18 protein-coding genes are annotated in these 17738 nt (G+C 45.5%); 2 read left to right on the top strand and 16 right to left on the bottom strand.

What is annotated here, in order from left to right; all coding sequences use genetic code 11:
- Positions 1-23: 23 nt before the first annotated feature.
- On the bottom strand, positions 24-1184 hold the full coding sequence (gene sucC / locus MHI52_RS11450) for an ADP-forming succinate--CoA ligase subunit beta (protein ID WP_036609384.1): 1161 nt from the start codon (positions 1182-1184) through the stop codon (positions 24-26).
- A gap of 243 nt (positions 1185-1427) precedes the next feature.
- Positions 1428-1883 (bottom strand): MarR family winged helix-turn-helix transcriptional regulator, encoded by a 456-nt coding sequence (locus MHI52_RS11445; protein WP_036609387.1) that lies wholly within the window; start codon positions 1881-1883, stop codon positions 1428-1430.
- Positions 1884-2360: 477 nt separating this feature from the next.
- On the opposite strand from MHI52_RS11445, the gene MHI52_RS11440 reads away from it, so the two are divergent.
- Positions 2361-3971, top strand: coding sequence for a YifB family Mg chelatase-like AAA ATPase (locus MHI52_RS11440; protein ID WP_340982843.1), 1611 nt, complete (start codon positions 2361-2363; stop codon positions 3969-3971).
- Positions 3972-4215: 244 nt separating this feature from the next.
- On the opposite strand, the gene MHI52_RS11435 is transcribed toward MHI52_RS11440, so the two are convergent.
- The 10 genes from MHI52_RS11435 to rplS form a co-directional block, all read right to left on the bottom strand.
- Positions 4216-4767, bottom strand: a complete 552-nt coding sequence (locus MHI52_RS11435) for a nitroreductase (RefSeq protein WP_036609391.1) — start codon at positions 4765-4767, stop codon at positions 4216-4218.
- A gap of 281 nt (positions 4768-5048) precedes the next feature.
- On the bottom strand, positions 5049-6245 hold the full coding sequence (locus tag MHI52_RS11430) for a carboxypeptidase-like regulatory domain-containing protein (RefSeq protein WP_405159043.1): 1197 nt from the start codon (positions 6243-6245) through the stop codon (positions 5049-5051).
- Between the two features lie 60 nt (positions 6246-6305).
- Complete coding sequence (locus MHI52_RS11425) at positions 6306-6467, bottom strand: paeninodin family lasso peptide (protein WP_139331839.1); 162 nt, start codon at positions 6465-6467, stop codon at positions 6306-6308.
- A 320-nt stretch (positions 6468-6787) separates the two neighbouring features.
- Positions 6788-7186 carry a YraN family protein gene (locus MHI52_RS11420; RefSeq protein WP_340982846.1) on the bottom strand — a complete coding sequence of 133 codons (399 nt, stop codon included), beginning with the start codon at positions 7184-7186 and terminating at the stop codon, positions 6788-6790.
- On the bottom strand, positions 7180-7491 hold the full coding sequence (locus tag MHI52_RS11415) for an EscU/YscU/HrcU family type III secretion system export apparatus switch protein (protein WP_340903692.1): 312 nt from the start codon (positions 7489-7491) through the stop codon (positions 7180-7182). The genes MHI52_RS11420 and MHI52_RS11415 overlap by 7 nt, the downstream gene beginning before the upstream one ends.
- Complete coding sequence (locus MHI52_RS11410) at positions 7488-9515, bottom strand: DNA ligase (protein WP_405159042.1); 2028 nt, start codon at positions 9513-9515, stop codon at positions 7488-7490. The genes MHI52_RS11415 and MHI52_RS11410 overlap by 4 nt, the downstream gene beginning before the upstream one ends.
- A gap of 60 nt (positions 9516-9575) precedes the next feature.
- Entirely contained in the window at positions 9576-10277 is a 702-nt protein-coding gene (locus MHI52_RS11405; protein ID WP_083669772.1) for a ribonuclease HII, read from the bottom strand.
- Positions 10278-10738: 461 nt separating this feature from the next.
- Complete coding sequence (gene ylqF / locus MHI52_RS11400; RefSeq protein WP_047842466.1) at positions 10739-11602, bottom strand: ribosome biogenesis GTPase YlqF; 864 nt, start codon at positions 11600-11602, stop codon at positions 10739-10741.
- Positions 11603-11632: 30 nt separating this feature from the next.
- Entirely contained in the window at positions 11633-12253 is a 621-nt protein-coding gene (lepB, locus tag MHI52_RS11395; protein WP_036609449.1) for a signal peptidase I, read from the bottom strand.
- Positions 12254-12557: 304 nt separating this feature from the next.
- The gene (gene rplS, locus MHI52_RS11390; RefSeq protein WP_017689212.1) at positions 12558-12899 is read right to left on the bottom strand and encodes a 50S ribosomal protein L19; all 342 of its coding nucleotides are present in this window, start codon (positions 12897-12899) and stop codon (positions 12558-12560) included.
- A gap of 349 nt (positions 12900-13248) precedes the next feature.
- Between rplS and MHI52_RS11385 the strand changes: the two genes are divergently transcribed.
- Positions 13249-14214 carry a polysaccharide deacetylase family protein gene (locus MHI52_RS11385; RefSeq protein ID WP_340982848.1) on the top strand — a complete coding sequence of 322 codons (966 nt, stop codon included), beginning with the start codon at positions 13249-13251 and terminating at the stop codon, positions 14212-14214.
- Between the two features lie 3 nt (positions 14215-14217).
- On the opposite strand, the gene MHI52_RS11380 is transcribed toward MHI52_RS11385, so the two are convergent.
- The 4 genes from MHI52_RS11380 to rimM all read right to left on the bottom strand — a co-directional run bounded on the left by MHI52_RS11380 (position 14218) and on the right by rimM (position 17462).
- Complete coding sequence (locus MHI52_RS11380; RefSeq protein WP_282322194.1) at positions 14218-15465, bottom strand: hypothetical protein; 1248 nt, start codon at positions 15463-15465, stop codon at positions 14218-14220.
- A gap of 153 nt (positions 15466-15618) precedes the next feature.
- A complete protein-coding gene (locus MHI52_RS11375) occupies positions 15619-15993 on the bottom strand; it encodes a VOC family protein (RefSeq protein WP_340982849.1) in 375 nt (124 codons plus the stop codon).
- A gap of 187 nt (positions 15994-16180) precedes the next feature.
- Positions 16181-16948 carry a tRNA (guanosine(37)-N1)-methyltransferase TrmD gene (trmD, locus tag MHI52_RS11370; protein WP_036670343.1) on the bottom strand — a complete coding sequence of 256 codons (768 nt, stop codon included), beginning with the start codon at positions 16946-16948 and terminating at the stop codon, positions 16181-16183.
- 1 nt (position 16949) lies between these two features.
- Positions 16950-17462, bottom strand: a complete 513-nt coding sequence (gene rimM, locus MHI52_RS11365) for a ribosome maturation factor RimM (protein WP_036609454.1) — start codon at positions 17460-17462, stop codon at positions 16950-16952.
- Between the last annotated feature and the right edge of the window lie 276 nt (positions 17463-17738).

Below are 17738 nucleotides of genomic sequence, written 5' to 3'. Positions count from 1 at the left end.
AGCTCCGGTACTAAGGAATGAGCTTATTTTACGAGGGCAACAATTTTCTGTGCACCATCGGCCATGGAATCAGCAGGAACGATATTCAGGCCAGATTCACCCAGAATACGTTTGCCAAGCTCCACGTTAGTTCCTTCAAGACGAACAACCAGCGGTTTGGTCAGGCCAAGCTGCTTCGCGGCTTCAACAACACCATTGGCGATAACATCACAGCGCATGATGCCACCGAAGATGTTAACAAAGATCCCAGCTACTTTGGCATCGGACAAGATGATCTTAAATGCTTCAGTCACCTTCTCCGTTGTCGCACCGCCCCCAACGTCAAGGAAGTTGGCCGGGTCTCCACCGTAGTATTTGATAATGTCCATCGTTGCCATCGCAAGTCCCGCACCATTGACCATACAGCCGATGTTGCCATCAAGTGCTATGTAGCTGAGGTCGTATTTGGAAGCTTCGATTTCTTTTTCATCCTCTTCATCCAGGTCACGCAGTTCCAAAATGTCTTTGTGTCGGAACAGGGCGTTGGAGTCAAAGTTCAATTTCGCATCTAGCGCGATAACGTTTCCATCTCCGGTAACAACGAGAGGATTGATCTCGGCAATAGAGCAATCTTTTTCGACAAATGCAGTGTACAGCGCGAGCATGAACTTAACAGCTTTGTTCACCAGTTCATTCGGAATCTTAATGCTGTAAGCCAGTTTACGGGCCTGGAACACTTGCAATCCAATGGCAGGGTCAATGATTTCTTTGAAAATTTTCTCAGGTGTAGCTTCAGCTACTTCTTCAATCTCAGTACCGCCTTCTTCGGAAGCCATCATAACTACACGGCCTGTGGCACGGTCCACAACAACACCCACATAATACTCTTTGCGGATATCGCATCCTTCTTCAATCAGAAGACGTTTCACTTCTTTACCTTCTGGTCCAGTCTGGTGTGTTACCAATACTTTGCCCAGAATTTCAGAAGCATAGGCACGAACTTCATCCGTACTCTTTGCCACTTTTACGCCGCCGGCTTTACCCCGGCCACCTGCGTGAATCTGTGCTTTGACAACAGTCACTGGACTGCCCAATGCCTCAGCGGCCGCGACCGCTTCATCGACTGTATAAGCAACCTTTCCGTTTGGAACGGTAACTCCATACTGTTTCAGTACTTCTTTTCCTTGATATTCATGGATATTCATTCTCGAATCCTCCTATCAACATGACTGCAACAAGGCGGGTTGGTAGACTAACAAAAGACAAATGTTGACTATTTTCACTCAAGCCCAATTCATTGTAACACGTTTTTAAAACGCTTTCCTTAAAAAACTAATGGTTAATAGACAGTATTTTGATATGAGTATGATCCCATATTGTGAATGCTTGGGTATATATGGAAAAAACCTCAGCTAAAAACTGAGGTTTCCTTGATGTAAAACTACATTTTATTTTTTGGCTGCGTTGGTGTTGGTTTCGTGAACTTTCTCCAGCAATCCTTTGAACTGACCCAGCAATGTTTCAAACTCTGTACTGTTCAAACACGCATCTCCCTGAATGGATTCAGGTATGGATAATGCCTTGTTCCGCAACTCACGACCCGAGTCGGTTAGTGTAATTAATACTTTTCGTTCGTCCTGAGCCGAGCGTTCGCGATTAATAAGTCCTGCTGACTGCAAACGTTTGAGAAGTGGTGTCAACGTTCCCGAATCGAGATAGAGAGCCTCCCCGATCTCCTTAACCGTACATTCTTCACGTTCCCATAAAACCATCAACACCAAATACTGGGAATACGTTACGCCAAGTACCTCCAGATAAGGCTGGTACATCTTCGTAATCTCACGTGAACAAGCATATATGGCAAAGCATAATTGGTTATCCAGCTTCAAACTGTCAGTCTGCATATGTCTTTCTCACCTGCCTATTGTGCAATCTATTCCTAATAAGACGGGAACTATAGATCTATACTATCACAAAATAGAAAAAAAACAGAATAATTGAGCACAAATGATTTTACTATTCAATTTAATTATGATAAATTAGATTGTGTAAAACATAAATATAATTAGATAATCAGCAGTTCATCCCCATGGTTTAACAACAATAATAGATAAGTCCGACGAACAGATTCACGCTTTCTCAGGTCAAATTTAATTACCATAATGAAAGTTTATACGACCATTTTCGCCAAAGCAATTTAATGATTTCCTTCCAGAAATAAAATTCAGGGATCAGGAAAGATGACTACAGCAATGATAATGACAGGTTGACTCCATGATTCCTTTTATATAAAATGCTTAATAGAAGCTGAGGAAGCACCTTAATTCGTAGACTGGCCCGTATTATGCGGAGTCAAGAATCGAGTGAGGTGTTTCTTTGTTATGTACGGAAAATTACACAGTGCGTGTTTGTACGGAATCGATGGTGTTCTGATCGAGGTGGAAACCGATTTATCCAATGGTCTACCACAGACATCCATCATCGGTTTACCGGATTCAGCCATTCGTGAGGCCGTTGAACGTGTTCGTGCAGCGATTAAAAACTGCGGATATCAGTATCCTTTACAGCGAATCACAATCAATCTGGCCCCCGCTGATCTGCGCAAGGAAGGATCTTCCTTTGATCTAGCCATTGCTATTGGTTTACTTATGACAAGCGGCCAGCTTGTACTTCCTCCCCAGGAACGGACACTATTGGTTGGCGAACTGGCGTTGGACGGTTCGATCAGGTCCGTGCCGGGCATTTTATCCATGGTGGATCTGGCCAAACGGCAAGGCTTTACGTCCGTGCTCCTACCTTTGGATAACGTGGAGGAAGCGTCACTGATTCGAGGTATCCAGGTTTTTGGCATTCGTCATTTACAGGATATTGCTCCGGAAAACCCAGATCAACCCTCTAATTCAGTGGGAATACCAAATAATTCGAATGCAGGACCAGTCGTGTTGAAAAATTATGCACACCTCGCTGCTCCTATAACTGATAAGACTCATAAGATGGCGGATAGGAAGACGAGACAAACACCATTATTTGCAGACGACTATAGTGATGTTCTAGGGCAGCATCATGTAAAACGCGCGCTTATGATTGCTGCAGCCGGCATGCATAATATACTGCTCGTTGGACCCCCAGGCACGGGCAAAACGATGTTAATCAAACGTCTACCCTCCATCCTTCCTCCTTTGTCAGAAGATGAAGCGTTGGAAGTCACCAAAGTATTAAGTGCCGCAGGCAAGTTGAAAGAAGCGCCTCAAGGCCTGATTGCAGACAGACCTTTTCGCTCTCCTCACCACACGATATCCACCTCTGGTCTGATTGGAGGCGGTGGTATCCCAAAACCGGGTGAAGTGAGCCTTGCCCACCGGGGCATATTGTTTCTGGATGAATTACCTGAATTCCAGCGCCAAGTGCTGGAGGTATTAAGGCAACCGTTAGAGGATCGCACAGTGACAATTAGTCGGGCACGGGCTGCTTTCACCTTTCCGGCCCAGTTTATGCTTGCATGTTCCATGAATCCCTGTCCCTGCGGATATTTGTCCGCTCATTCGGAGGAGCAACGCTGCATATGTAGTCCAGCCCGTGTTGCCGCGTACCGAGCCAAAATTTCAGGACCACTGCTGGACCGCATTGATCTTCAGGTTGAGGTTCCTCCACCAGGCGAGTGGCGCAAGTCTGCTGCTTCCCCTTCCTCTGAAGAAATGCAGGCAAAAGTGATCCACGCTCATCAAATTCAGGCTACACGTTATGCCAAAAGTTCAGTCCGTTGGAATAGCCAGCTTTCGGGCACGCTTTTGCGACGAACGATCCATCTCCCCCAAGAGGCAGAGCAACTGTTAGAGCAAACGCTGCAAACGTTAAACCTGAGCATGCGTGCACATGATCGGATTATCAAGATGGCACAGACAATTGCCGATCTGGACCATGAAGGTGAAATTGTGACAGCTCATGTGGCTGAAGCCATCCAGTATCGTCAATTGGATCTTAATTTATTTTGAAGCTATTTTAGAAGCATATGGAGGAAAGAACAGGCCTATTTACCCAAAGGCAGTGAAATGGGCATGAAACTGCAGACATCAGAGGAAAATCGAGAAGGATTCCTTATGCAGATTCTACAATGCGGATACTCCAACATGACAAAAAAACGTACAAGCCCTTCTCTTCTGTGAAGAAAGGTACTTGTACGTCGATTTCCCTGTAAACGTATGGGGATCGTATATAGCTAAGGTCTGCAACAATTTATTATTCAAAAAGAGTGAGTTTGTCCTTAGCTGGTGTGCGTTCTTTGGCAGAAGGAATAACATCAGGGTAACCCATATAAATCATGCCTACAATCTTCTCTCCCGCCTCTATTCCAAGCGGTTTGCGGAATTTGGGAGCGTATAAAAATGGCTTGGTCACCCAGAACGTTCCAATGTCTTCACTCCAGGCTGCAAGCATAAAGTTTTGAACCAATGCACTGACCGCAGCGAAGTCTTCGTCCCAGATATTCTGTCTTGGATCTTCTTCCAGCACGACAAGCATAACGGATGGAACTTGCATAATATTGGGTGAGAATTTGTTGTCTTCTCCCATTTCTGCGTCAATAGCCTCAGCCAGTTTCTTCCGTCCATTCCCGGTAAATAACAAAAATCTCCAAGGTTCACGCAGTTTATGGTTAGGAGCCCAGACTGCCGTATCCAGCAATTCTATAATCTGCTGTGTAGGAACAGCTTCTTTTTTGAATTTTTTCACCGTACGACGGTTTTGAATCGCATTTCTGACTTCATTTGTTGTTTTCGTAGCTTTACTCATCGGCCGTACCTCCTGTTTATAAAATCATTTGCAACCGCAATAGTGATTCGCGGCCTTGTACATTCAATATAATTTCTTTATGACATAATAAAATACCAGTTTACCTTCTTGATTATACACCCATCTGATCACGAGATTCAAAGGGGAGGCAAAGGTCAGTACCGTTAGGGTCATTCCAACAGAAAAGACGACTCTGAATCTTGATTCACCACGAGGGATCATAAAGTCAGAACCGTCTTTTATTCTCATGTTATTTATTCACATATCATATCAACGAGTAATCAATCGTCGTAACTCTCCCCTTCAAACGTGCCATTCCCTTCAAATGTGCCATTAATAAAATCCATTTTGTTGTACTTCTCCTGGTTACCTGCAACATCTGTACTATAGTACTCTACCACCTTGACATCAGGGGCATAAAACTTGACGGGTCCTTCATAGTTCTTCCATTCTCCCCCGTTGATTCGATATTGCGTTGTTTTTACGCCCGAACCTTTGACTTCGTCTGTTGCCTGAAGTCTGAATGTAAATCCTTTGATGTATATTTTCCCGTTCACAGTATCTGTAATAGGAACTAATCTGTACTTGGTTACTGGAGGTGTAATATCTGCATCCTTCTTAAGTACGATATTAAACGTATTATGATCTCCTTTTACAAGAGTAACGCTCAGGCTCATTTTTAGATATCCTGCTGCTTCTCCCGTTATCGTTCTAACCCCTGTTGGTACGCGCTTTATTAAATAGTTGCCTTGAGCATCTGTTGTTGCCGAACCTCCAGCATTAACTTTAGCCCCACTTACTGGATTGCCCGACTCATCTACAACTTTTCCTCGCACGTGTGCCGCCTCTGCCAAAACAACATCCATTCTCAAGGTTCCTCCCTCCCGGACACCCAAGCGATCCTGTTCATATAACATATAATCATCGGCATCTACCCATATTGCAATGTTCGGATTATAGGCGTAATCAATTCCTGTAACCGCATATCGACCTTGCTGATCAGTTTTCACTATACGATCAAAGACACTTGTTACTTTTATACGAGCATCTGGAACAGGTCTGCCTGCCTGATCTTTGACTGTTCCTACAATCGTGGATGGCTCATAAATATGAAAATCAAGCTGTATTTGCTCTCCCCCGGACAATCCGTAGGAGCTATAGTGTCTGTACGTCACATAACCCTCTGCTTCAACTACAAAAGTAATGTCCGTATTGTCTTCAACGGACTCTATAATACGATACCGTCCATTCCCATCCGTCTTCACACTTTTCTCTGACGTATCTCCACGATAATTAAGCAAATACTTGACAGTAGCGTCCTTGACAGGTAATCCCTGACGATCAATAACTTTACCTGATACACTTGCCTGTGTAGACGGATCGGTTGCATAAGAAACTCCGGAATACATGATTCCAAACAAAATGAAACATAAAGATAGTGTACTTAGTCGAATGATCCATTTGATACTTGTCTGCATCTTCTCACTACACCTCACCATTTATTTTATTGATCAAACATTCCTCTTTAACCTCTTAAATTAACTGACCATAAGTTCAAGCTTCCAGAATTCTCCGTCCCAAACATATTGCCAAATCCCCTGTCCACCGTTCATGGTCTCGCTGATATCCAGCACTTCCATCCGAGGGCACTCCCATACTTGTTTTACTGTGTTGTTCGAAGTATTCTGAAGCTCTTTCATACATCCCACCAACCTCTCTTTAAATTTCAACTTTCTTAGTTTATTACAAGTGATACATTTTGTATCTATAAATTTCTGAAATACAATGATTTTATTATCAATGCTCTATCCTCTGTTTAGTGATTTCATAGTTAAATCAAAAAAAGCCGCAGCTCCTGTATAAAGAGGAACTACGGCTTTAGTATATTAACTAATTTTAAAACTAAAACGAATGCAAAGATAAGACATAATTAAACTTGTACTTCGAAATCACTGACCAACTCACATTAAAAAGATACATTTCGTATCACATAATACAACAATAACTTCGATTGTAATTCTTAAAAAGCATTAACAATATGATTCACAGAGACAATTTCTCCTGCTTGATCAAGCATTACGGCAATTACATCAAAACGGATCTGAAGTTCCGTCTCTCCCGTCATTTGCAAATATACGGATGCGGTTGAACGCACCTGCTCCATTTTACGCATATCAACCGATTCCTGAGGTGTACCGTACTGAGCAGCTCCACTTCTGCTTCTTACTTCTACAAAGACAAGCAAGCCCTCGTAGGAAGCAATGATGTCAATCTCACCGCTACGGCAACGCCAGTTCTGTCTAATGATTCGATAATCGTGCTCTCGCAACCATTGACAGGCAGCCTCTTCACCTAATCGGCCTTTCTGCTGTCGTGTGAGCTTTAATCCTGGCTCCTGACCCAATCTACGTTCTACCATGGCTCATTTTCCTCACGTCCTGAGGCCATTCGATCTGCACGGTAGACGTACGTTAGCACCTCTGCGACCAGTTGATACAGTTCTGCCGGAATCTGTTCATCCAGATCCAACTTGGAGAGCACCTCCACAAGTGCTGCATCCTCCTGAACAGCCACGCCGTTTTCTCTGGCTTTATCCAGAATGGCTTCTGCCACTTTGCCGCGCCCCTTGGCTACAACAACAGGTGCTTCGCTCTCTCCAGGGACATACTTTAGGGCAACCGCCTTTTTGGAAAGCAGGTCCGGTTGTGACGACTCGTCTTTCATACCTTCAAGTCCACCCCTTTGTATCGTTCAGGACTATAGTCCGAGGCCCGCGTTTTTCGTTCCGCGCCCGGCTCCTGGCCCGCAGGCCACGGTTCCGCCTTGAAGGTCAGCAGTTGATAGCCCAGCTTGTCCAATGCATGATGGATTACCTCTCGTCCGCTCTCCAGGAGCGCTCCCATTCCTTCGCGATCATTTAATACACGCAGACTGACAATGTTATTAACCACATGGACATCTACCAGAGTAGGCCCAAGACTTTTCATGTCCAGATCAAACCATAGACGGCAGTTGGACGCATCCAGCTCTCCACGAGATCCACGACGTGATTGAATCTGAACAGACGCCGTTTCTTCCCCGTCCGGTCCAGTGATCGGAATAAACCAGTGCATCTGTGCAAATGTAGCACTGCGATCTGTTGTCAGCAATAACTGCTGACCTGTCAGATACTGCACCGCCTGTCCGGCGGCATCCTTAAGCGCCGCCGGTGCACCTTCGCTGCTGGCAAGTTGCAGCAGCAAGCCCTTCAGCGTGTCCGCATTTGCCGGACTCGCCGCATCCCCCACGCGCGGCTGCGCTGCCGCGCCGTGAACGGCCTGCTGCTCGTGCTCCGCACCGAGCAGCTTCAGCACGCGCCCCACCCACGGGTCCCCCTCGTGGGTGACAGGCGCGGGTAGTGCCGCAGCTCCCGCAGGTGCTGCGGCACTACCGCCAGCCGGCGGCGCATCAGCGCCGGCTGGCAACGGCTGCGGCACGCCTCCGGCAGCCGCAGCCGCCTGGCCGCCCTGCGATGCAGGGGCGGCCTGTGCTGCCGCACCAGGCTGTGCCGGTGCGGCAGTGGACGCGCTGCGCAGGGCGTCCAGCAGCGCCAGCAGCTTGGGCGCCAGCTGCGCTGCCGTAGGCGCTGCTGGCGCCGCCTGGCCTGCTGCGGACGGCGTCCCCGCAGCAGCAGGCGTTTCAGCGCGGCCGTCAGTCCGCCCGGCCGCGCCTGTTTCAGGCTGGCCTGCACTTGCACGGCCAGCCACAGATTCAGTAGCCGCCCCAGATGTACCCGGACGGCTCCCAGCTTGGCCCGCGTCAGCCCCGCGCGGGCCCTCTGCGGGTATTCCGGTTCCAGACGGAATACCTGCGCCCCCTTTGCCAGCCGTTTCAACGTTGCTGGCAACTGCCTTGGCCCCGGCTTCAGCATTCCCTGTGCCTCCGCCGGTCTGCACATTTCCTTTCACCGCAGTACCTGCATCCTCTGCCCCGCCATCCGTCATGGATATAGCTCCTGCCAACGCCCCGTGTCCTTGTTGCGTTGACAAAGCAGGTGTTCCGGTTCCAGTCACCTGACGACCATTGCCTGATGCAGCCAATCCTTCTTCCGTCTGTGATGCATTCGATACAACAGGTACACCAACCATGACTGCTGGTTTCAACGTAGCAGATTGTTCGCCAGGCAATAGTGGTTTACCTGTTGTTTGAGTCAGCATCGTTTCCAACTGGTCAGCCAACCCGCTTAACAACTGGTGCAGAGGGGGGCCAAACACCGTCTGGTGTAATCCTTTTACTGTTTCCGCCGTAACCGGAAGACCACGCTGAAAAGCAATTCCCGTCGCCTGCACCCATTCTTCCACAGGTACCTGTGCAGGTTTAGCAGTCATCATATTCTGGACCATAGCCACATTATCCTTCGTTAGCGGCAATCCGCTACGCTGCATGGCAAGTAACAGTTCCCGGTTCCCTTTTGTATCCGGCAGTCCTACATCCTTAAGCAGGTTGTTCAGCGAAGCTTGTGGCAGCTCAGCAAGTGTACCCGTCATAGGTTTCATTACCGTTATGCCATTTTCACCTGGAGGTTGCACTTGAAGCAACGTGGTCTCACCCGGACGGAGTGGAGTCTCCAACTTGGCGCGCACTTGCACACCTTGAATCTGCAGAACTGCTTCTCCCCCATCATCGGATACACTAACGACGGAGCCACGAACCACCTGACCTTCCTTTAATTCAAGCGGTTTGGCATTGCCGGGCTTACTGTCTCCCATTAACCCCTTTATCATGGAACCGATATTCAAATCTCTCCCCCTCCTTTCTTCAAACCTGTGTTAAAACAAAGATTGCTGCTCTCCAAGCAGGTTGCCCAGAAAACTGCGCCGATGCATCGGGGTTGCCCCCAATGCCATAATTTGCTCCCGATGAACTTTTGTTGCATATCCTTTATGTATCGACAAACCATATTCCGGATATAACGTATCCCATTCTTCCTTACACAGCCGATCTCGCGTTACCTTGGCAATAATAGATGCCGCTGCGATCGATTGACTATTAGCATCCCCTTTAATAATGGACAGTTGAGGTACATTCACATCCACCTTCTCGGCATCCACCAGCATATAATCAGGAGTTTCTCCCAATGCTTCAACCGCACGTTTCATCGCAAGTCTCGCAGCCTGTTTGATGTTAAGCCGATCAATTGTCTCTGCATCCGCATACCCGATACCTACCGCCAGCGCTTTTTCCATAATGATGTCATATAATGCATCACGTTTTTTCTCCGTTAATTTCTTGGAGTCATTCACGCCTTCCAGGATGAGATCCTTCGGTAAAATAACCGCCGCTGCCACAACATCCCCAAACAAACAGCCCCGTCCCACCTCATCAATACCAGCAATACGTTCAAATCCACTGTCCCAATACTCCCGCTCATAGAGCAACAGATCTCGAGGTTCACTGACTTCTTTTTTCTTCTTTGGTCCAATCGGAGTATCCAGTAGATTCAACCCGATCTCTTCATTATTTTCAACCATAACGCTCATCTCCTCTACCCACGCTTTTTCAGCATACGTATCACTTACAACTTTTTATAATATAGACGTAGATCCTCTGTCTTTTGTTCTGTACAACCTGTCTCTCTCAGTAAAACTTTTCCTTGAGATTTATAATATAAAGATAGTGATGTCTTCATTTATCGGTATTTGATGGTTTAAATTGAATATATCAGACCTCGTCTAATTTAAATTGCACCACCATTTATCATAGCACGATTTTGATGCACCTGATATATAGGTCAGCCAATTCCATAAAGCGTACTGTTCTTCAATCCTCTTCCATTTTATCGTTTTCGACGTATGTTCCAGCTCTACTTCCGCGTTTGTATACACAAAAAACGACCGCTCCCGGTAATCCGGTAACGGCCGCTTCTTTCGGCACTTGTATATATGAAATGAACAAATGAAGATAATGATCTTCATCGTGTAGAGTCCATTTTTTAATAAGGAGCTTCCATAGAGAAACGTCCCATTTTACCCGCTCGCAGTTCACGCAGAAATGCTCGTGATGCCTTTTCCAGATCAATACGTCCACCGCTTACAATGCAACCACGTATACGGCCGACTTGTTCCATAATTGCAATAACACTATCTGAATCATCTGCATCCTTGGAGAAATCCTGAAGTCCGTATCTCTCTTCCAAAGCGTCCCAGTAATAACGCATCAGGTAACTGATTCCAAAAAAGGCGATATCCTCTGCATTCAAAATTTCCTCTTTGATCGCACCAGTTACGGCAAGACGATAACCTACATTTTGATCTTCGAACTTAGGCCAAAGAATACCTGGAGTATCCAATAACTCCATTTCTTTGCCTACCTTGATCCACTGTTGCCCCTTCGTCACACCAGGACGATCTCCTGTTAACGCAATACTCCGTCCAGCCAGTCGGTTAATCAGTGTTGATTTACCTACATTGGGAATCCCTACGATCAATCCGCGAACCGCACGAGGATTAATCCCTTTAGCAATTTGACGGTCAATTTTTTCTTTAAGAAGAAGCTTGGCCTGCACGGGAATATCTTTAACATTGGTTCCCGTCGAAGCATCTACAGGAAAAGCGGTAATTCCTTCTTTTTTGAAATATTCAATCCATTCTTGCGTCACTTTTGCATCTGCCAAATCGGATTTGTTCAACAAAATCATCCGGGGTTTATCCAGCAATATTTCGTCGATCATTGGATTACGGCTGGAGACAGGCAGACGGGCATCCAATAGTTCGATGACCACGTCGATGAGCTTTAACTTATCCTGAATCTGGCGTCTGGCTCGAGTCATATGACCTGGAAACCATTGTATCGTCAACTTGTCTTCACCTCATTATTTACTTCAAATTCAGTGGTTGATCCACTTAATCTCACCGATCGGCCAGAAAATCACATCTGCACGACCAATAATATCTTTTAAAGAAACATAACCGATCATACGGCTGTCTGTACTATTCGGACGGTTATCTCCCATGACAAACACATGACCTGCCGGCACTTTGCCATCAGGGAACTGTTCATTCGGGAAATCCTTCACGTTATAGGTTCCACCATTTGCTTCAGCTGCATCAATGGCTCCTTGAATATACGTTTCATCAACCTTTTTACCGTTAACCATCACAGTATCGTCTTGAACCTCAACGGTATCACCTTCTACAGCAATAACACGTTTAATGAAATCTCGACCTTCGGATGGTACGTGGAAGACGATAACTTCACCGCGCTTCGGTTCTCTGATATCATATAAGATTTCGTTGACGATCACACGTTCACCCGTTTCAAAGTTCGGCTGCATGGACGGACCGTCCACAACAAACGGTTTGAAGAGCAACCACCGAATCAGAATGACGAGAACTAATGCAATAACAATGGCTTTAAGCCATTCAACAATTTCATTTTTGGCTTTTTTGGATCGACTGTCTTTCTCTTCGGCAGGATTGCCCCGGTCATGTTGAACTTCTTGTTCCATTCAAGATCTTCCTCTCTTCACAGTACATGTTTATAGCAGTACACACATCCAGCATTCTGTATCGTTCCAATAACTCAATGGATGGATACAAAACATTCACATCAGTTATGTAATCTTACACCAAGCATTACAGTACATTTAATCCACAATTCAAATGTTATCAATAACTGATTTTACAAGCCTCCCGGACTATTCCCCGCATGTGTTGCCATACCATTTTACTCGGAAGTGTACCTCCGGTTCAACTTTTCCCGGACAAAAACGAAAAGGGCTTGTCTCCAAGCCCTTCCCGGTATCCGTTATATTAACGAATTTCTTTAATTCTCGCTGCTTTACCGCGTAGTTCACGAAGATAATAAAGCTTCGCACGACGAACTTTACCACGGCGAGCCACTTCGATTCTATCGATTTTAGGGGAATGAAGCGGGAAAGCTCTTTCCACACCTACACCGTAAGAAATTTTACGAACTGTAAAAGTCTCACTGATTCCACCACCACGGCGTTTAATCACAACACCTTCGAACAATTGGATACGCTCGCGAGTTCCCTCGATTACCTTAACGTGCACTTTCAAAGTGTCACCAGGACGAAAACTCGGAAGATCCTTGCGAAGTTGTTCTTGTGTAATCGCTTGAACGATATTCATCTATGACTCCCTCCTTCCATACAGGCGTTCATACTTCTTCCAGAGATCACCTTGTCTCCTTCATCATCCATAGAGGACCGCCGTATTCCACATAACAGACTTATTGTATCACGCAGCATATCAAAACACAAGAGAAATTAAACAAATGCCTATTGTTCAATCTGCCACTCTGAAACTCATCCATCACATGTTAACTTCATTCTAAAATACATTCTCCCGTATGGAAAGTGAATCAACGCTCTCATCTGCAAGTCAACCTAATACAGGAAAAAATACTGTAACTTCCAGTGTAGTAATATCGTCTATGATATAACTTATTGACCACTTTAAAAGGAGAATCCCAAGACTTATGAAATATTGGAAAAAGATCACACTTGCCCTACTCGCCATGCTCACATGCTCCATTACACTATATTCATATGCCGTAACTCACCCAACGAATGCACTGTCACACAAAGCCTGCACATCCTGGGACATAGTCAAACGCAAAGCATTCGAGCTGTCACACACTGACTTCTCTAGCCAATCTGCGCTGGATCGTTCTAACTTTAGGATTGAACAAGGTACCGCTACAGAAGTTCCTGTGCTGATGTATCATTACATAGAGCCCAAACTGAATAATCACGAGACAGATAATAAATCCATCATTAATCTGGAGGATTTTGAGCAAAATATGAAATACCTGCATGATGAAGGCTACCGCTCGATTACATTGAATCAGCTTGAACAATATGTTAGCGGGAAGATTTCCCTGCCACAGAAGTCCATTGTGATTACCTTTGATGACGGATACCAGAACAATTATACTTTAGCTTACCCTGTGCTTCAGAAATATAATTTTCATGCCTCGCTGTTTGTCATAGGCAGTAAAATTCAGGATCAACCTTCGGTATTTGAGCCCGCCATCAACAGTTTCATCTCCAAGCCAGAGATGCAGGCAGCAACCGACGTATTTGAGTACAACAGCCATACCTATAACCTGCATCATAAGGGATTTATGCGCTGTGGGACCAGCGTACCTGTCGGTCTGGACACCAGTCTTCTGGATGATGATATCCAGCAAATGAAGGAAATCGGAATAGACACACCTTATTTGGCCTATCCTTTTGGTTATACCAGCACACAGATGATCTACAAGTTACAACAACATGGATATCGCATGGCCTTTACCGTAAAGTCTGGATTTGTGCATCCAGGAGATCATCCCATGAGGCTGCCTCGCTTGACGGTCACGACAGGTACTGATTTGGCGACGTTGCTTCAACCCAAATCCAATCCGCAGAACGAATTACCTGCATCGGAGAATGATCAGTAAAATCTAGATTTTAACTTCACCGCCCGGATACAGAGTCGAGCTATACAGCCTTTTGAGCTGAGGCTTGGCTCTTTTTGCATCGGTAAGTGATAATGTCATCGGAGAGCTGGAATAAATCACTGCTTCCTCTGCGTCATAGATGATGATCTGCTCTTTCCCCGTCTGAACCAGGTCTGCATGTACCGCATATCCCTCTTTCGGGAATTCAGTAACCGTTTTCATATCTCCATCTACCAAAGAAGGCAACACATCTCCCCCTCGGCGATACGCCAAAATATAATCGAGTCCACCCTCATCCCAGTTACACACAGGCTCTATAATGGTTAACCAGCCCCGAGTTGTGCGGTTTTCTTTCCAAATTTCTTTACCAGCGCTATCCAGCATGAACATTCCATCCTTACCATGCTCATCCCCCCGGACAATCCGGTCCAGACCTGCAATCTGTAAACCTTCCATTCCAGTACAAAAATGGCCTAACGCAATATGCTGTGATTCAATTGAATCTTCATAACGCCATTTCTCATTTCCGTAGCGGTCCATCATGACCGTAACACTGCCACCAATGACAACCTCGACTTGCCCATCACCGTCAACGTCGCCAAACCATATACAGTCAGCATGATCATCGAGATTCTGACAAGACCATAATAATGTCCCATCATGATCCAGCATGTCATATCCGGCCATCACTTCATCTTTCCCATCTCCATCGATATCGTATACCCATGGAAAATGTCCTGGATTCCCTTCATGCTTCCATAACAAATTAAAATCATGGTCGAGTGCCCACAACGTCTTATAGCGGTCTTTCAGTATAATGTCCATTCTATGCTGGTTACCCGTCAGGTTGGCGAGAATAATGCAGTCATGTGCTTCATCACCTGGCAGATCACGTGTTTCTTTGATCTCTCCGGTCCGGCCATCCAACACGAGAAATTGTTTGTCCATCACACACAATACTTCATTATTTCCATCTCCATCCCAATCTGCGACCTGAGCGGGATAGTCTGAACCCGGACCCCCTGCATCGGGATCAGGAGTTCCGACCTGCCATAGTAATGTTCCTTCCAGATCAAACGCAGTCAAACAACATACCTGATGCGGGACATACCGATCGTCTATACCCCCATCTGCCTGTACCAGCAACATTTCAAGTCTGCCATCCCCGTTTAGATCTCCTAAAAGCATTTTGCAGCGTTCTCCGGCTTGGCTAATATTTAGTCTGGCGATTTCATAAGGCTGAATGCTCATCATCTTCCTCCTCAGCTTATCGTTGTTATTCAAATCCAGCTGAGTTCACCATAAAGAAAACCCCTATTTTTTACAACCCTATTATGTGGTCATGCAAAAATGTTCAAAGTTGCAAAAAAGTGCCTACGTAATAAACGATTTAAACGAATGATTTTAAGCCCACTCTAAAAACTCAAGACGATTGCCAAAAGGATCATTTATATAAAAACGTCTTACACCTTCATCTACTCTTGCTTCGTCATCGACAATATGAATTTGGTTATGAATGAGATGATCACGTAACTGATCCAAATGTTGTACATGAAATGCCGGATGAGCTTTTGTGGCGGGAATAAAATCTTTTTGTACCCCAATATGCACTTGGTGTCTGCCACACTCGAACCATACACCACCCCGTTTTCTCAGAATTTCAGGTTTGGGAATCTCCGTCCAGCCCAGAACTTTATTGAAAAAATGACGTGCCTCCTCTTCACAGCCTTCTGGTGCTGCGAGCTGAATATGATCAAGACCAATAATATTGTAATTCATTCTTACACCGCCTTTGGTTTCATTTAGTGAAACTTAGTTTTAAAATATACCTCCATTTTATAGAATTACCCAATGAATATCCAGCTTTCTTTACAAAACACATAAGAAAAGCCAACCTTTGGTATCAAGGTTGGCTTTTTCAAACTCTATAAAAAGATATATTTACGTGTTTATACGATACATATACTTATTCTGTGCTATGTTTACGGTTTGAGCGTATCTTTTTCAACCAAATACGTTCTTTATCCGTCAGATCAGCCGTTTCCAACATCTCCGGTCTGCGCTCCAGCGTACGAAGCAACGACTGTTCTCTGCGCCATGCCTCAATGTTCAGATGATGTCCCGACAACAGCATATCCGGTACTTTCATGCCCCTAAACTCGGGTGGACGTGTGTAGTGTGGATATTCGAGGAGTCCAGTACTGAATGAATCCGTCACAGCACTTGTCTCATTGCCAAGCACACCGGGAATAAGGCGTACGATGCTGTCGATCGCAACCATAGCAGGCAATTCCCCACCAGTGAGCACGTAATCACCAATGGATAGTTCATCCGTCACGAGAAATTCGCGAATTCGCTCATCGTAACCTTCATAATGTCCACATATAAAAATCAGATGATCTTCCTGTACAAGTTCTTCTGCTTTTTTCTGTGTAAACGTCTCACCTTGCGGACACATTAAAATGATACGTGGAGCTTTCATGGTTGCCGCGGCTTCTCCGCGTTGCTCCAGTACATCTTCAACAGCAGCAAAGATCGGATCTGGTTTCAGCACCATGCCTCCACCCCCACCGTAAGGAGCATCATCGACCGTATTGTGCTTATTGGTCGCATAATTACGGAAGTTGGTTGCACCGAGGGACACCAGCCCCTTCGTTTGGGCTTTACCCAGAATGCTTGCTCCGAATACGCCATCAAACATCTCCGGGAATAGTGTTAATACATCCACTTTCATGTTACAGCAGCCCTTCCATCAGGTGAATCTTCACTTGCTGCTGTTCGATGTCCACATCAAGTACTACATCATCAATAACGGGAATCAGCACTTCTTTACCTGCTGGCGTTTTGACAACCCATACATCATTGGCACCCGGAGTCAAAATTTCAGAAATGGTTCCAAGCGTTTCACCCTCTTCGGTGATAACCGAACACCCAACGATTTGATGGAAGTAGTATTCACCTTCCTCCAGCTCAGCGAGGTTCTCTTTTAACACTTTGGCCATACCGCCTTTAAACTTCTCTACTTCATTAATATTGCCATACTCTTTCAGACGAAGAATATACATATTTTTATGCAAACGTGCAGATTCCACGTTAACCATGACGGGATGATTATCTGGTGTAAAGAAAAACAACTCTGCATTTTTCGCGAAACGCACTTCTGGGAAATCGGTTATAGGCATGATTCTCACCTCACCGCGAATTCCATGCGTATTAACGATTTTACCTACATTCATAAACTCTGCCATACGTTCCTCCTACGAAATTAAATCAAACTAAACAGCTACTTCGACTCTCGTACGGTCGTTCCGGCGACGGTTCGTTCTTTCGATCGCTGTTACCCCCTCATTTTTCGAACTTACTTTAAAAGACGAAAATGAGGTGATAAAGGCGAACGCTGACGCTTCTCCAGAATCGATCCCGTCCCCTGCACTGCTCCGAAGTCACTCATACCCAAAATATTTTAATTCAATATCTAATTCAACATATTAAGTTCAGCATGCACGAAAAGGGGCTAGGACATG

This window comes from Paenibacillus sp. FSL H8-0283, from assembly GCF_045040675.1.
Taxonomy (GTDB): domain Bacteria; phylum Bacillota; class Bacilli; order Paenibacillales; family Paenibacillaceae; genus Paenibacillus; species Paenibacillus amylolyticus.
Note: the sequence above shows the minus strand (reverse complement) of the source record. Positions and strands in the feature narration are given on the sequence as shown.

Bases quoted from the DNA above. Each gene is read 5' to 3' on its own strand.
- sucC (WP_036609384.1), bottom strand. From the start codon at position 1,184: ATGAATATCCATGAATATCAAGGAAAAGAAGTACTGAAACAGTATGGA.
- MHI52_RS11445 (WP_036609387.1), bottom strand. From the start codon at position 1,883: ATGCAGACTGACAGTTTGAAGCTGGATAACCAATTATGCTTTGCCATA.
- MHI52_RS11440 (WP_340982843.1), top strand. From the start codon at position 2,361: ATGTACGGAAAATTACACAGTGCGTGTTTGTACGGAATCGATGGTGTT.
- MHI52_RS11435 (WP_036609391.1), bottom strand. From the start codon at position 4,767: ATGAGTAAAGCTACGAAAACAACAAATGAAGTCAGAAATGCGATTCAA.
- MHI52_RS11430 (WP_405159043.1), bottom strand. From the start codon at position 6,245: ATGCAGACAAGTATCAAATGGATCATTCGACTAAGTACACTATCTTTA.
- MHI52_RS11425 (WP_139331839.1), bottom strand. From the start codon at position 6,467: ATGAAAGAGCTTCAGAATACTTCGAACAACACAGTAAAACAAGTATGG.
- MHI52_RS11420 (WP_340982846.1), bottom strand. From the start codon at position 7,186: ATGGTAGAACGTAGATTGGGTCAGGAGCCAGGATTAAAGCTCACACGA.
- MHI52_RS11415 (WP_340903692.1), bottom strand. From the start codon at position 7,491: ATGAAAGACGAGTCGTCACAACCGGACCTGCTTTCCAAAAAGGCGGTT.
- MHI52_RS11410 (WP_405159042.1), bottom strand. From the start codon at position 9,515: ATGGGAGACAGTAAGCCCGGCAATGCCAAACCGCTTGAATTAAAGGAA.
- MHI52_RS11405 (WP_083669772.1), bottom strand. From the start codon at position 10,277: ATGGTTGAAAATAATGAAGAGATCGGGTTGAATCTACTGGATACTCCG.
- lepB (WP_036609449.1), bottom strand. From the start codon at position 12,253: ATGGAACAAGAAGTTCAACATGACCGGGGCAATCCTGCCGAAGAGAAA.
- rplS (WP_017689212.1), bottom strand. From the start codon at position 12,899: ATGAATATCGTTCAAGCGATTACACAAGAACAACTTCGCAAGGATCTT.
- MHI52_RS11385 (WP_340982848.1), top strand. From the start codon at position 13,249: ATGAAATATTGGAAAAAGATCACACTTGCCCTACTCGCCATGCTCACA.
- MHI52_RS11380 (WP_282322194.1), bottom strand. From the start codon at position 15,465: ATGAGCATTCAGCCTTATGAAATCGCCAGACTAAATATTAGCCAAGCC.
- MHI52_RS11375 (WP_340982849.1), bottom strand. From the start codon at position 15,993: ATGAATTACAATATTATTGGTCTTGATCATATTCAGCTCGCAGCACCA.
- trmD (WP_036670343.1), bottom strand. From the start codon at position 16,948: ATGAAAGTGGATGTATTAACACTATTCCCGGAGATGTTTGATGGCGTA.
- rimM (WP_036609454.1), bottom strand. From the start codon at position 17,462: ATGGCAGAGTTTATGAATGTAGGTAAAATCGTTAATACGCATGGAATT.